The sequence below is a fragment of the Achromobacter sp. HZ34 genome (assembly GCF_002209485.1).
GTDB lineage: Bacteria > Pseudomonadota > Gammaproteobacteria > Burkholderiales > Burkholderiaceae_B > Bordetella_C.
The window spans coordinates 228,570-242,636 of sequence record NZ_NJIX01000008.1 but is presented as its reverse complement, the minus strand read 5'-3'; the positions used below and the strand labels follow the sequence as shown (position 1 = coordinate 242,636).

11 protein-coding genes and 1 other RNA gene are annotated in these 14,067 nt (G+C 65.1%); all 12 read left to right on the top strand.

The features are described 5' to 3' along the window. The first annotated feature begins 73 nt into the window (after window positions 1-73). The 12 genes from ssrA (at window position 74) to CEY05_RS26960 (ending at window position 13,983) form a co-directional block, all read left to right on the top strand. Window positions 74-477, top strand: a transfer-messenger RNA (tmRNA) gene (gene ssrA / locus CEY05_RS27015). A gap of 186 nt (window positions 478-663) precedes the next feature. Beyond that, window positions 664-1,302 carry a phosphoesterase gene (locus CEY05_RS27010; RefSeq protein ID WP_158219436.1) on the top strand — a complete coding sequence of 213 codons (639 nt, stop codon included), beginning with the start codon at window positions 664-666 and terminating at the stop codon, window positions 1,300-1,302. 336 nt (window positions 1,303-1,638) lie between these two features. After that, window positions 1,639-2,982: an adenosylmethionine--8-amino-7-oxononanoate transaminase gene (gene bioA, locus CEY05_RS27005; RefSeq protein ID WP_088600359.1), complete on the top strand. Its 1,344-nt coding sequence runs from the start codon at window positions 1,639-1,641 to the stop codon at window positions 2,980-2,982. A 144-nt stretch (window positions 2,983-3,126) separates the two neighbouring features. Further along, window positions 3,127-4,521, top strand: coding sequence for an 8-amino-7-oxononanoate synthase (locus tag CEY05_RS27000; RefSeq protein WP_088600358.1), 1,395 nt, complete (start codon window positions 3,127-3,129; stop codon window positions 4,519-4,521). Then, window positions 4,518-5,324: a dethiobiotin synthase gene (gene bioD / locus CEY05_RS26995; protein WP_088600357.1), complete on the top strand. Its 807-nt coding sequence runs from the start codon at window positions 4,518-4,520 to the stop codon at window positions 5,322-5,324. The genes CEY05_RS27000 and bioD overlap by 4 nt, the downstream gene beginning before the upstream one ends. Before the next feature lie 104 nt (window positions 5,325-5,428). Then, entirely contained in the window at window positions 5,429-6,352 is a 924-nt protein-coding gene (locus tag CEY05_RS26990; protein WP_088600356.1) for a LysR family transcriptional regulator, read from the top strand. 97 nt (window positions 6,353-6,449) lie between these two features. Next, window positions 6,450-7,793 carry an MFS transporter gene (locus CEY05_RS26985; RefSeq protein WP_088600355.1) on the top strand — a complete coding sequence of 448 codons (1,344 nt, stop codon included), beginning with the start codon at window positions 6,450-6,452 and terminating at the stop codon, window positions 7,791-7,793. After that, the gene (locus CEY05_RS26980) at window positions 7,777-9,195 is read left to right on the top strand and encodes an amidase (protein WP_088600354.1); all 1,419 of its coding nucleotides are present in this window, start codon (window positions 7,777-7,779) and stop codon (window positions 9,193-9,195) included. Before CEY05_RS26985 ends, CEY05_RS26980 begins: the two co-directional genes overlap by 17 nt. A 24-nt stretch (window positions 9,196-9,219) precedes the next feature. Then, the gene (locus tag CEY05_RS26975; RefSeq protein ID WP_088600353.1) at window positions 9,220-10,029 is read left to right on the top strand and encodes a class II aldolase/adducin family protein; all 810 of its coding nucleotides are present in this window, start codon (window positions 9,220-9,222) and stop codon (window positions 10,027-10,029) included. A gap of 306 nt (window positions 10,030-10,335) precedes the next feature. After that, window positions 10,336-10,911: a sugar dehydrogenase complex small subunit gene (locus tag CEY05_RS26970; protein WP_088600352.1), complete on the top strand. Its 576-nt coding sequence runs from the start codon at window positions 10,336-10,338 to the stop codon at window positions 10,909-10,911. Window positions 10,912-10,977: 66 nt separating this feature from the next. Continuing rightward, a complete protein-coding gene (locus CEY05_RS26965; RefSeq protein WP_088600351.1) occupies window positions 10,978-12,567 on the top strand; it encodes a GMC family oxidoreductase in 1,590 nt (529 codons plus the stop codon). Window positions 12,568-12,576: 9 nt separating this feature from the next. Next, window positions 12,577-13,983, top strand: coding sequence for a cytochrome c (locus tag CEY05_RS26960; protein WP_088600350.1), 1,407 nt, complete (start codon window positions 12,577-12,579; stop codon window positions 13,981-13,983). Window positions 13,984-14,067 lie beyond the last annotated feature (84 nt).

Genomic DNA, 14,067 nt, shown 5'->3' with positions numbered 1-14,067 from the left:
TGCGCCGTGATGGTTGCTGCGATCCTGCATCCGGCAGGAAGTTCTGCAAAGGCGTATACTACGCAGTCCAACTGGGGCCGATCCGGATTCGACGTGGGTCGCGAAACAGTCAGGGCATGCCGAGCACCAGTCAGCTCGTAAATCCACTGGAACACTTACAAACGCCAACGAAGACGTTTTCGCTCAACAGCCCGCCCTGCGTGCTGCCTAAATGAGCTGCGGCACTGATCTGTCTTTGGGTCAGTTGGAGGAAGGCAACTTCCTAGGAGGGGTAACCCTTCGAACCATAGCCGTATCATTTACAAAGAATCGGCGTACACCGGGGTCTGACGGGGTGCGTTTAAATCACATGACTCGCTTCGGTCCGGCCTGTCGACTGGCTAAGATTCGAAGTTAAATCCAAATAGGTCGACTACGCATGTAGAACTGCCTGCGGAGGGCTTACGGACGGGGGTTCAATTCCCCCCGGCTCCACCACCATTCAAAAAACCAACCCTGACCGGGTTGGTTTTTTTTCGCCTGCTTGGGCTCCTACGGCTTGCTCCGCTTGATCGCCCACTGGCGATGCCCGGTTCGGCTCCGCGGAACTGCCAACAATCGAGGGCATGTTCAAGGATATCTGCGGCTTTGCTGTTAATGACGGCGTGACGTCCCCTCATCTACGTGTGTGGCAATCACGAGTTCTATGGGAAGCGGCCTATGCCCACGTTCTGGCGCGAGGCTAGCCAGAAGGTCAGCGGCACCCACGTTCATCTGCTTGAGAACAATGCCGTCATCTTGGATGGCGTTCGCTTTCTGGGCGCAACGCTCTGGACCGACTTCTGCTTGTTCGGCGCCGCCCGGCAGGAATTGGCAATGCAAAGCGCGCAGACGGGGATGAATGACTACGTTCAGATCGTTGCATCGGAGGCGCGTATCCGTCGAGTCAACGAAATGACGGGGCTGGGCCGTTACGTCGGCGACCCGCTGACAACGCGTGCAACCCTGGCCATGCATGAGAAAAGCCGCGCCTTCCTCGAAGATGCGCTCGCTGCGGGCCAGGGAGACAAGACCGTCGTGGTCACCCACCATGCTCCGAGCGCGAAGAGCCTTCGCCACGGCGACCCGCGGGGGCTGCTGGACGCTGCGTACGCGAGCCACCTCGATCATCTTGTCGATCGCGCCGCTCTGTGGATTCATGGCCATACGCATTTCCCCGTGGACTATCGCATCGGCGCAGGCCGTGTGGTTTCCAATCCGCGGGGCTATGCCAGGTACGAGACCATCGCGCGGTTCGATCCAGGCTTTGTGATTGAGGTCTAGGCTGCGTTGGTTCGCGGACTAGTGAACGGATCCGTCCTCTGACGATATCAATGCAGCGTCGACTGCTCCGGATCAACAGGGCGACACAAATACTGCCGTGTCTCCGGCCCTTTCTTGTCCCGTCGAATAGCCTAATTTAAAAGAAGCATTTTGATACGACTACGCGAGCCCGACTCCAAGTCGGCGTAGGGGCCGTGATCGGCTCGCCGCATCAGCAATTTCCTTTAACTTCTTGGCGTTGTCGACAAACCGGCTGCTTCGGGCGCCGAAATTCGCGATTGCGTTTCCACGGAGTTGTTCCCTACGATCGCCGCCGTTATTTCGCGGAGATCCCGTATGCAGCCCTCTACAACCGATCTGATGGCCCGCAGTCTGCGTGCCGTATGGCATCCGTGTACGCAGATGAAGCAGCACGAACGGGTTCCCCTGTTGCCTATCGTGCGGGCCGAGGGCGCCTGGCTTCAGGATGCCCACGGGCGGCGTTATCTGGATGGAATCAGTTCCTGGTGGGTCAATCTGTTCGGCCACGCCCACCCCGCCATCAACGCCGCCGTGACGGAGCAATTGAATACGCTGGAACACGTCATGCTCGCGGGCTGCACGCATGAACCGGCCGTGCTCCTGGCTGAACGGTTGTCGGCCTTGACGGACAACACCCTGGGCCATGCCTTTTTCGCCTCCGACGGCGCGTCGGCCGTGGAGATCGCGCTGAAGATGAGTTTCCATTTCTGGCGTAACCACGGCCACGCCGACAAACGCGATTTCGTCTGCCTCGACAACGGCTACCACGGCGAAACGCTGGGCGCGCTGGCCGTCACCGACGTCGCGCTGTTCCGCGATGCGTATGGCCCGCTGCTGCGCCACGCGCATCGCGTGCCCTCGCCGGATGCGCGGCTGGCACTGCCGGGCGAATCCGCCGCGCAGCTCGCGACCCGTGCCCTGGCCGAGGTGGCCAGGCTGTTCGAGGCACGCGCCAGCCACATCGCCGCGATCATCGTCGAACCCCTGGTGCAGTGCGCCGCCGGCATGGCCATGCACGATTCTTCGTACCTGAGCGGCTTGCGCAAGCTCTGCGACGAACACGGTGTGCATCTGATCGCCGACGAGATCGCCGTCGGTTTCGGCCGCAGCGGTACGTTCTTCGCGCACGAACAGGCCGGCATCCGGCCAGATTTCCTTTGCTTGTCCAAAGGCATCAGCGGTGGGTATCTGCCGCTGTCCGTGGTGCTGGCGACCGACACCATACACGCCGCGTTCTACGCGGACGAGGTCGCGCGCGGCTTCCTCCACTCCCATTCCTACACCGGCAATCCGCTCGCCTGCCGGGCCGCCCTCGCTACCCTGGACCTGTTCGAGACGACCGATGCGATTGCCGGCAATCGAGTCCGTTTCGATGCCCTGGAACAGGCCTTGAGCGAGCTGCGCACGCACCCGCAGGTCAAGCACCTGCGGCGGCAGGGCGCAATCATCGCGTTCGACGTGGCCTTTTCCGCCCAGGCGGGGCAGGCCACTTTCGCCCAACGATATGCGCAGCATGCGTTGGCCGCGGGCGCGCTGCTGCGTCCCATCGGGCGCACGGTTTACCTGATGCCGCCCTACATCCTGGATGAAGAAGAAATCGCGCAGTTGGCCGCAGCCACCCTCACTGCGCTTGAAAAGACATTGAGCGAAGGCCAGTGAAACGCGCGGTGAGACGATCCTCGCCCATTTTCCACCAACGTTCGTTGAGCCCTTTCGTTTGACGAGCCTTTCCGTTCGTTGATCCCTTCCCCGAGGCAGAGGCCGTTCATGGCATGACTGCCACTCCCGCATGGAGTCCACGTAATGAATACCCGTTCCCCCATCGATGTCCTGCGCGCCGGCCTGGCTGATCTGGATGCGCGCGACCTGACCCGCCGGCGCCGTATCGCCGATACCCCCTGCGCGCCGCGCATCCGCATCGATGGCCGGAATCTGGTCGCCTTCGCCAGCAACGATTACCTGGGCCTGGCGAATCATCCCGATCTGGTCGAGGCCTTGGCGGACGGTGCGCGGCGCTACGGTGTGGGTAGTGGTGGCTCGCATCTGCTGGGCGGGCATTCGCGCGCCCATGCGTTGCTGGAGGACACGCTGGCCGAGTACTGCGGCGGCTTCGCCCGGCAGCCGCGCGCGTTGACGTTCTCCACTGGATATATGGCGAACCTGGCGATGCTGACCGCGCTGGCCGGACCTGGCGCCACGATCTATTCCGATGCCCTGAACCACGCTTCGCTGATCGATGGCGCGCGCCTGGCCCGCGCCGACGTGCGCGTCTATCCGCATGCCGATACGGCAGCACTGGGCGCGATGCTGGCGGCGGACGAGTGCGGTGGCGAGGAAATGCATCGCGATGAGCGTGATGGCAATGGCCGCGGCAACAGCAACGGCAACGGCAACGGCGCCAAGATCATCGTCACCGACGCCGTCTTCAGCATGGACGGTGACATCGCGCCGCTGGCGGATTTGCTCGCGCTGGCCGAGCAGCACCAGGCGTGGCTGGTCGTCGACGACGCCCACGGCTTCGGCGTGCAGGGCCAGGATGGCGCCGGCAGCGTCGCGGCGCTGGGGTTGCGATCATCCCTGCTGATCTACATGGGCACGCTGGGGAAAGCCGCCGGCACGGCAGGGGCTTTCGTCGTCGCGGAAGACGCCGTCATCGAATGGCTGATCCAGCGGGCGCGCACCTACGTCTTCACGACCGCGGCGGCGCCGGCGCTGGCGCATGCGACGCTCCGCAGCATAGCCATCATGCGCAGCGACGAGGGCGCCGCGCGCCGGGCTCGCTTGAACGCCCATATCGAAACGATACGGACGCAGCTGGGGCGCAGTATGGGGTCGTCCTGGGCTGCCGCCACCTCGACAACTTTTGCCGACCACGACAAGGCCTCGGCAGGCATCGTCCCTGGCGCCGCCGCGGCCGTCCCCGCATCCATCAGCGCCCAGGGCCTCCGCGTGACCACGCTTGCAGCGCCAGGCAACGCGATGCGCTTGCCGTCATCGCACACCGCGATTCAGCCGATACTGGTTGGCGAGAACCACGCCGCGCTCGCTTTGGCGGAACGTTTGCTGACGCATGGATTCTGGGTTCCCGCCGTGCGCCCGCCGACCGTGCCGGCGGGCACCGCGCGCCTGCGCCTGTCCCTGTCCGCGGCCCATGAGGCAGCAGAGATCGAACACCTTTGCGAGGTGTTGTTCGCATGACCCGACCCGCCACGACCGCGCCAGTCACGATCCCGCCCGCCACAGCGCGACCCGCCACGACCGCGCCCGCCACAGCCCGACCACGCCGCCTGTCGTACTTCATCGCCGGCACCGATACCGAAATCGGCAAGACGCTGGCGAGTTGCGGCCTGCTTCACGCGTTCGCGGCCCATGGCTATGCCACGGCCGCCATGAAACCCATCGCCGCCGGTGCCGAACAGGACGCCGATGGAGAATGGCGCAATGAGGACGTGGAAGCGCTCGCCGCCAATGTCACGGTGTCCGTGCCGCGCGCGCTGTCCACGCCTTACCTGCTGCACGAACCCGCCGCGCCGCACCTGGTGGCCAGGCAGGCCGGCGTGACCATGGACATGGACTACATCGTCCAATGCCATCGCGCCGTCATCCAGCACGCCGACGTCACCATCGTGGAAGGGGTAGGGGGCTTTCGCGTGCCCTTGAACGACGACCAGGACACTGGCGACCTGGCCGTCGCCCTGGACCTTCCCGTGATTCTTGTCGTCGGCATGCGCCTGGGCTGCCTGAGCCATGCATTGCTGACGGCGCAAGCCATCGTCCGCGGCGGCCTGCGCCTGGCCGGCTGGATCGCCAACACCGTCGATCCATCGATGCGCCTGCTACCGCAGAACATCGACACCCTGCGCGACCGCCTGGCGCGCCACCACGGCGCGCCCTTGCTCGGGACCATCCCCAGGCTGGCCGACCCGACGGGCGCGCAGGCAGCCCTCTGGCTCGATGCCGCACTTTTGCTGGCCGATCCGTCGCAAGGCCGCTGGCCCTGACGGCTTCATGCCTGCCAGGCCCATCATCCAGCGTCGTCGACGTCTGCCGGGGTGCGCTACGATGGGGTCCAAATCGCCGTTCCCATTCGCTCGACGTCCCGACCATGATCAACCTGAGGCATATAGAAGTCTTTTACGCGATCATGCACACCGGCTCCATCACCGGCGCCGCGCGCAGCTTGAACGTGACGCAGCCGGCGGTGAGCGCCGTGCTCAAGCATCTTGAGGCCAGGCTGGGCATGGCGCTGTTCGTGCGTTCGCACGGCCGCCTGACGCCCACGCCGGAGGCGCAGGCCTTGTTGCCCGACGTGGCGGCGATCTTCGAGCGCCTAAGCGCGGTCGAGCGCTTGAGCCAGGACCTGGCCGGCGGCCTCAAGGGCACGCTGAGCGTAGCGGCGACGTCGCCCATCGCCAATGGTTTCCTGGCACGCGCCGTGGCGACCTTTTCGCGGGAACGGCCGGGCGTGCGCATTGCCCTGCAGGCGCTCAGTTCCCCGCTGGTGGTGGAGCGGGTGATGCAGTCCGAAGTGGATCTGGGCATCGTCTACCAACCCATCGACAATGCCGCCGTCGACGCAAGCATCCTGACATCAGCCAGTATCGCGTGCGTGCTGCCCGACACCCATCCGCTGGCCGCCCAGGCCTCCATCAGCATCTCCGACCTGGCTGGAACGCCGGTCATCACCTACATGCCGCAGGCCCTGCTCAGGCCCTACGTGGACCGGGCCTGCAGGCAGGCCGGTTGCCAGCTGGAAATCAGCGTGGAAACCGGCCTGTCCGTCACGGGGATCATGCTGGCTTACCATGGCGCCGGCGTCGCGTTGGTCGAGCCGGACCTTTTGTCGGCGATGCCGCTGCCAGGACTGGTCAGCCGGCCTCTGGCTCCGGCGATCCAGTTGCAAAGCGTCCTGCTCAAACACAAGCACCGTCCCGTCTCGCGCATCATGGATGAATTCATTGCCCATTTGCGCGCGATGCTGGCTGACGGCGAACCATCTGACGGCGAACCATCACGCACCGCAACATAAGCAGGCTTTATGGCCTGGCATGAATTCGTGAATTTCCCCCGCATGGGGTAGCGCGTAGAGTAGCCCGCACTAATTCAATTACATTGCGAGGCGGAAAATGGCGCAAACCCCATCGGGCAATCTTGCCCGGACCGTGGCCTGGGCGAGTTTTATCGGCACGGCCGTGGAGTGGTACGACTTCTTTCTCTACGGCATTGCATCGGCCGTGGTGTTCAGCAAGCTGTTTTTCCCCAATTACGATCCCCTGGTCGGGACGCTGATTTCCTTTTCGACTTTCGCCGTCGGCTATCTGGCGCGACCCTTTGGCGGGGCGCTGTTCGGCCATATCGGCGACCGCATCGGCCGCAAGTCGGTGTTGGTGACCACCCTGGTGATCATGGGCGTGTCGACCACGCTGGTCGGTTTGCTGCCCACTTATGAGAGCATCGGCATCTGGGCGCCGATCGGACTGCTGGTGCTGCGCTTGCTGCAGGGCATCGCCGTCGGCGGAGAATGGGGCGGCGCGGTGCTGATGGCGGTGGAGCATGCGCCAGCCAACAAGCGCGCGCTCTATGGCAGCGCCGCGCATATGGGCGCACCGGCCGGCCTGATCCTGTCCACCGGCACCTTCGCGGCCTTCGCCCTGATGCCGCCGGACGCGTTCCTGGCCTGGGGCTGGCGCATTCCCTTCCTGCTCAGCGTCGTGCTGCTGTGCGTGGGACTGTTCATCCGGTTGAAGATCAGCGAGTCCCCCGCCTTCGAGAAGCTGAAGGCCGCGGGCGGGCAGGCTGAACGGCCGGTCAGCGAAGTGCTGCGCAGCCCCGGCAACATCATCCGGGTAGCCTTGCTGCGCTGTATCGACGGCGTTGGCTCCAGCACCTATTCCTTTTTCGCCGCCACTTATGCGGTCGGCCATCTGGGCTTTTCCACCAGTGTCAGCACCATGGGCAATGTGATTGGCGGCGCCGTCGGCCTTATCTCGGTGCCTATCGCTGCCCGTCTGTCCGACCGCTACGGCCGCCGGCGGGTCTATATGGCCTACGTCACCTTTGCCATGGTGATCGTGTTCCCTGTCATGTGGCTGATCGACTCGGGTGTTCCCGCGCTGTTCTGGCTGGCCATGGCGCTGGGCCTGGGCGTCGCCAACTACGGCCAGTACGGCTCGGTATCGGCTTACTTCGCGGAGTTGTTCGACACCAAGGTGCGCTATTCCGGCGCCTCGATCGGCTACCAATTCGGCGGCGCGATTTTCAACGGCACCGCGCCGCTGGTGGCTACGGCCTTGACGGCGTGGTCGGGTTCGATCTGGCCTATCGGCGGCTTCATCGCGCTTTCGGCCATCGTCAGCCTGGTCACGGCCTGGCTGTCACCGGAAACCAGCCGCCGCGACATCACCGTGGATGCGCCAGCCGCTGGCGCAAATTCCGTGAAAGTGGGGGCCGGCCATGTCCTTGACAGCTGATCCCATCGTCGCGGCGGGCGGCATCGCGGCCTACCAACGCGCCTTGCGGGAAGGCAGATTGAGCGCGGAAACTGCCGTCTCCGCCTACCTGGCTCGCATCGCGGCGGTGGATGGCGCGATACGCGCGTACGAACACGTGGATGCCGCCGGCGCCTTGAAGGCTGCGCGCGCGGTGGATGCGATGCTGGCGGCGGGAGCCGATCCCGGTCCGCTGGCCGGCTTGCCCATCTCGATCAAGGACAACTTCGCGGTGGCGGGCATGCCGGCATACGCCGGCACCCGCGTGCCTATCGAAGACCTGATGCCGCGCGAGGAAGGCAGTATCGTCAAGCGTTTGCGCGAGCTGGGTTGCGTGATCCTGGGCAAGACGCGCAGCGTGGAGTTCGCCCTGGGCATCACGGGCTTGAGCACCCCGCGCGGCGCTCCCCGCAATCCTTGGGATCCGGTGCGGGAGCGGGTTACCGGCGGCTCCAGTTCAGGTGCCGCCGCCGCCGTGGGCGCGGGGCTTTGCGCCGTGGCGTTCGGTACCGATACGGGCGGCAGCGTGCGCGTGCCGGCGGCCCTGTGTGGGCGCGTCGGCCTGAAAACGGGCGCGGGCCGGTGGGCGACCGACGGTGTGTTGCCGCTGTCCCATGCCTTGGACACGATAGGCTTGATCAGCGCCAGCGCCGCGGATGCCGCCCTGGTTTACGCCGCGGTGCAAGGCGTCGCCTGTCCACCCCTGCAAGACTTGCGGGGCCTGGCCCTGGGGCTGCCACGCGCTTATTTTTATCGCGACCTGGCACCGGAGATCGCCGAGGCGACGAAGTCGGCGCTGGATGCATTGCGCCGCGCCGGCGCGGTCCTGCACGACATCGACGTGCCCGAAGCCAGCGGCCGCGACGCTTATTTTCCCGTTGCCTTGCCTGCCTGCCTGATCAAGCTGATGGGCGCCGATCGCTTCCTTGCCCAACGCAAGAACATGGATCCGCTGGTTGCTGAACGGGGCGAGCGGGGCCTGACCGTGACCGCCGCCCAACTGGCGGCGCTGGAAACCGGGCGCGCCGCCCACGCGGCCGCGGCCGGCAAGCGCTTCGCGGACTGCGTGGCGTGGATCACACCCACCACCACCGTGGCGGCGCCGACGGTTTCCGAACTGCAAGACAGAGCACGCAACTGGACGCTGGCCATGGGCATGACCCAGTGCTCGCAACCCGTCAATTATCTGGATCTGTGCGCGGTCAGCGTGCCCTTGCCGCGGCCGGGCGCCATGCCGGCGGGCTTGCAGATCGTCGTTCCGCAAGGCGAGGAACTCCGCGCATTGGCGCTGGCCCAGGCGATCGAAGCCTGCCTGGGTCAGCAGCCCGCCGCGGACATCGAGGCTTACACGCGGTCTAAGCAACTGCACCAGCGCGCATCTTAAGTAGTAGCGACAAGGAGAATCGAATTGAGCAGTGCAGAACCCAAGACCGTCTATCGGCCTCGCCAGGAAGGCCTGTATTTTCCGAAGTATCCCGAGCACGCGTCCGTCGAGGCGGAACGGCGCCATCGCAAGGAGCGTCTGGCCGCGGTGTGCCGCGTCTTCGCGCGCTACGGTTATGAGTACGGATTCGCCGGTCACGTCACCGTGCGCGATCCTGAGCATCCGAACCTCTATTGGACCAACCCCTTCGCCATGGATTTTGGGCGGGTGCGGGTGTCGGATCTGTTGCTGGTCGACCATGAGGGCACGGTGCTGGAGGGTACGTGGGCAGTCAATCGCGCCGGCTTCGTGCTGCACGCGGCAATCCACGAGGCCAATCCGCATCTGGTGGCATCGTGTCACGCCCATACCACGCATGGCATGGCCTGGGCGGCGTTGGGCCGGCCGCTGGATCCCATCACGCAGACGGCGGCCTGCTTCTACGAAGCGCACGCCGTGATCAAGGAAGAGGCTGGCGCGGTGGTGGTGGAGCGCAGTGCGGGACATGCCGTGGCGCAGGCCTTCGGCAACAACAAGATCGCCATTCACCAGAACCACGGCCTGTTTTCAGCGGGCCATGAAAGCGTGGAGGAAGCCGCATGGTGGTTCATCGCGGCGGAGCGCGCCTGCGAGATCCAGTTGAAGGCGGAAGCCACCGGTTCGCCCGTGCTGTCCATGAATGAAGAGGCCGCGCGTCATTCCTCCAAGCATCTGGGTACGCCATTCATGGCATGGCTGCATTTCCAGCCTATCTATGACGCCGTCACGCGCTCCGATCCCGATCTGTTCGATTGAACGGGACCGCGGCGGGCGGGGGCCTGTCTATGAAGGGGGAGCCGATGAGGGCGTCTGCGGGATCGCTTGCTGCTCCCGTTTTATTCAGTAAATATTCAGCTTTGGCTGACAAATAGCTGATATTTCACCTTCAATTTCAAAGAACGACGTTGAATTGCCGTTCTTTGTCGTTTTGGATTTATTGCTGATTCATACAATCTCCGCTGTAGAGCACCGGTCCCGGAAGAACGGCCGGCCTACATCTGGAGCAGGGCGGGAGACGAGTTCGCCATAGATTTCAGGCCTCTTCTCACCGGTATCAAGCACATGAGCAAAACCGCCCCTTCCCGCGCCTCGCAGGCGCCGGCCAGATATGCCCGCCGGGATCTGCTGGTCGCCGCGCTGGCGTCCGTGGCCACCGTCGTGGCGCCGACCTGGTCGACCGCTGCCTGGGCCCAGGTGCCGGCCGCCGACGCCAGCCAGCGATTTCTGGACCTGTCGAGTTTCCTGACCGGCAAGTCCGATCTCGATCCGGTCATCGCCCGCCGCACCCTCCAGGCGCTCATCGCCGGCGAGAAAGACTTCGAACAACGTTACGCCGCGCTGGCAGCGGCCTGTGAAGGGGCGCGCCAGGCCGGCACCTTGCCGACCATGGCCGCGTTCGACACCTCTACCGTCGGCCAGGATGCCGCGCTGCGCGCCACCGCCGTGGCGATCGTCAGCGCCTGGTACCTGGGACGTGTGGGCAGCGGCCCCAGCACCCAATTGATCGCTTATCACGAAGCGCTGATGTACCGGCCCACCGCCGGCATCACCACGATACCGAGCTACCAGCTTGGCGGCTACGGCTACTGGGTACCGCAGCCACCCCCCGCCCCCCTTCCGACCGTCAGCGCCGCCTGATCCACGTCCCGCTTCGCAGCGCAGGTCCACGGCCTGGCCGATGGCGGGAGCTATGCGAGAGTTTTCATGTCTACAGAATTTGATGCCGACGTCATCGTCGTCGGTTCCGGTGTGTGCGGCAGCCTGGCCGCGCACCGCCTGGGCAAAGCCGGCAAGCACGTCATCCTGCTGGAAGCGGGACCGCGCGTGCCACGCTGGAAAATCGTCGAGAAGTTCCGCAACACCCCGGTCAAGGGCAATCCCAACGGTCCTTATCCGGACACCGCCTACGCGCCCAAGTCGGACAGCAAAGGCTATCTGGAAGAAACCGGCAAGACCATCAACAATCCCAGCTATTTGCGCCTGGTCGGCGGCACGACGTGGCACTGGGCGGGCGCCTGTTATCGCTTCCTGCCCAATGACTTCAAGATGCAGACGCTGTATGGCGTCAGCCGCGACTGGCCGATCGGCTATGACGAGCTGGAGCCCTACTACGCGCAGGCGGAAGTCGAGTTGGGTGTCTCGGGTCCGGACGATGCCGACCAGAGCGCCACGGGCCGCGCCGGTACCTATCCCCCGCGCTCCACGCCATATCCGATGAAGGCCCAGCCGCTGCCCTATATGCAGCAGCGCGCGGACGAGATCCTCAGCGCGGCGGGCTTCAAGGTCCTCAACGAACCCACGGCACGCAATTCGCGGCCCTATGACGACCGGCCCACGTGCCAGGGCAATAACTCCTGCACGCCGGTTTGCCCCATCGGCGCGCTGTACAACGGTTCGGTGCACGCCTACAAGTCCGAGAGCGTGGGCGTGAAGCTGATGACCGACGCCGTGGTCTATCAGGTGGAGGCCGATGGCGCGGGCAAGATCGTCGCCGTGCGCTACAAGTCGCCCGATGGCACGGATCACCGCCTGACGGCGCGCGCTTTCGTGCTGGCCGCGTATTCGATCGAAACGCCCCGCCTGCTGTTGATGTCGAACATCGCCAACAGCTCCGACATGGTGGGCCGCAACCTGTCCTGCCAGCCGGAGTGCCACCAGAATTTCATGACCAGCGAAGCCTTGTGGCCTGGGCGCGGCCCCGTGCATCCCCAGACCTTCTTCACCGCGCGCGACGGCGATTTCCGCCGCGAACGCGCCGGTACCAAGCATGTGGTGGTGAACAACTCGCCTAACGACAGGATCACTGGCAACCTGCTCAAGAAAGGCATCATCGGTCCGCGCCTGGACGAGATGATCCGCGACCAGTCTTCGCGCATCATGGAGTTGAGTACGCAGCACGAGTATCCCGGAGAGGCGTCGAACCGCGTCACGTTGAGTACCACCCGCAAGGATGCCTTGGGCCTGCCCACGCCGGTGGTCCATTTCAATCGCGACAACGCCTACTTCCTGGCCGGCTTCGAAGACACCAAACGTGTCTACAAACGCGTGGCCGAGCTATTCGGCGCCACCGAGTATTCACCCCTGACGTGGGTGCATCCGCACACGCAGGGCACCACCATCATGGGCGCCGATCCGAAAACGTCGGTGGTAGATGCCCATGGCCGCGCCCACGACCATGCCAACCTGTACATCGTCGGCCCCAACGTCTTGACGACCACGGGCACGGTCAATCCCACGCTGACCGCGGCGGCCCTGGCCTTGCGCACCGCCGATGCCGTCCTGCATTCGATCTGAGGAAACGCCATGACCACAGCAATCACTTCGCTGCGCGGCGTCCTGCGCGGGGCTGCCGCGCTGCTGCTTGCAGGCGCCGCAACGGCTGCCGCCGCCACGCCTGCAAGCACGGCACCCGCCGCGGCTGACCAGGCCACCTTGGTACAGCGCGGCGCCTACCTGGCGGTCGCCGCCGATTGCGTCGCCTGCCACACCGCCCAGGGCGGCAAGGTTTACGCCGGCGGAAATCCCATCGCGTCGCCCGTGGGCACGATCTGGTCGACCAATATCACGCCATCGAAGACGGCGGGCATAGGCAACTACACCGAAGCCCAGTTCGCGCAGGCCTTGCGCGCAGGCGTGCGCGCCGACGGCGCGAATCTGTATCCAGCCATGCCTTATACGTCGTACACGAAGATCAGCGATGAGGACGTGCATGCGCTGTATACGTACTTCATGCAGGGCGTGGCCCCCGTCGATCTGCCGTCGCCGCAGACCACGCTGCCTTTCCCGTTCAACATCCGGGCATCGATGAAGGGCTGGAATCTGCTGTTCAACAGCGACAAGCGCTTCGAGCCGACGGCCGGCAAGACCGAACAATGGCTGCGTGGCGCCTACCTGACCGAGGCGCTGGCGCATTGCGCCACCTGCCACACGCCGCGTAACGCCCTGATGGCCGAGGACGGCAGCCGCGCCTTCGGCGGCGCGTCGCTGGGCAAGTGGTATGCGCCCAATATCAGCAGCGATCCGGTCCATGGCATCGGCGGCTGGAGCCAGGAGACCCTGGTCGCCTATCTGAAGACGGGCCACGCGCCTGGCCATGCGCTGGCCGCGGGTCCGATGGCGGAGGCCATCGATCACAGCCTGAGCAAGCTGACCGATGCGGACTTGAACGCCATTGCGGTCTATATCAAGACAGCGGCTCCTGTCGCCGGCGCCGCGGCCGACAAACCCTCGTATGCCTATGGCGCGCCGGCCAGGGACGAAGCCATGCTGCGCGGTGCTTCCATGGGCCAGACGACCGGTGCGGCGCTATATAGCGGCAATTGTGCTTCCTGCCACCAGGCGTCCGGCACGGGCGTGGAGCAGGGCGGTCCGCCGTCCTTGCTGCATGTGTCCGCCGTAGGCCGCGACGACCCGAGCAACCTGGTCATGACCATACTGGACGGCGTGTATCGCAGCGCCGGTACGCCGCGCCGCATGCCGGCCTTCGCGCACGAGTTGAACGACGAGGAAGTGGCCATGCTCGCAACCTATGTGCGGCAGACCTTCGGCAACCCGCAGGCGCCGGTGGTGACGGCGGCGCAGGTCAAGGCTTTGCGCGAACCGGCGCGGCCAGGTCCGATCGTGACCTATGCGCGAGTCGGCCTGGCCCTGGCCATCGTCGTGATGCTGCTGCTGGCGGGTTGGCTGTTGCGCCGCCGGCGCGCCGCGTAGTTGAACCCGTGCCGTTGAACCCGCCATTGCTTTAGCCCTCACAGGCCGCTACCCAGTTCCGGGTAGCGGCATTCGCCATTTCTG

Coding starts and splice junctions, on each gene's coding strand:
- bioA (WP_088600359.1), top strand. CDS start 1,639: ATGCAGCCCTCTACAACCGATCTGATGGCCCGCAGTCTGCGTGCCGTA.
- CEY05_RS27000 (WP_088600358.1), top strand. CDS start 3,127: ATGAATACCCGTTCCCCCATCGATGTCCTGCGCGCCGGCCTGGCTGAT.
- bioD (WP_088600357.1), top strand. CDS start 4,518: ATGACCCGACCCGCCACGACCGCGCCAGTCACGATCCCGCCCGCCACA.
- CEY05_RS26990 (WP_088600356.1), top strand. CDS start 5,429: ATGATCAACCTGAGGCATATAGAAGTCTTTTACGCGATCATGCACACC.
- CEY05_RS26985 (WP_088600355.1), top strand. CDS start 6,450: ATGGCGCAAACCCCATCGGGCAATCTTGCCCGGACCGTGGCCTGGGCG.
- CEY05_RS26980 (WP_088600354.1), top strand. CDS start 7,777: ATGTCCTTGACAGCTGATCCCATCGTCGCGGCGGGCGGCATCGCGGCC.
- CEY05_RS26970 (WP_088600352.1), top strand. CDS start 10,336: ATGAGCAAAACCGCCCCTTCCCGCGCCTCGCAGGCGCCGGCCAGATAT.
- CEY05_RS26965 (WP_088600351.1), top strand. CDS start 10,978: ATGTCTACAGAATTTGATGCCGACGTCATCGTCGTCGGTTCCGGTGTG.
- CEY05_RS26960 (WP_088600350.1), top strand. CDS start 12,577: ATGACCACAGCAATCACTTCGCTGCGCGGCGTCCTGCGCGGGGCTGCC.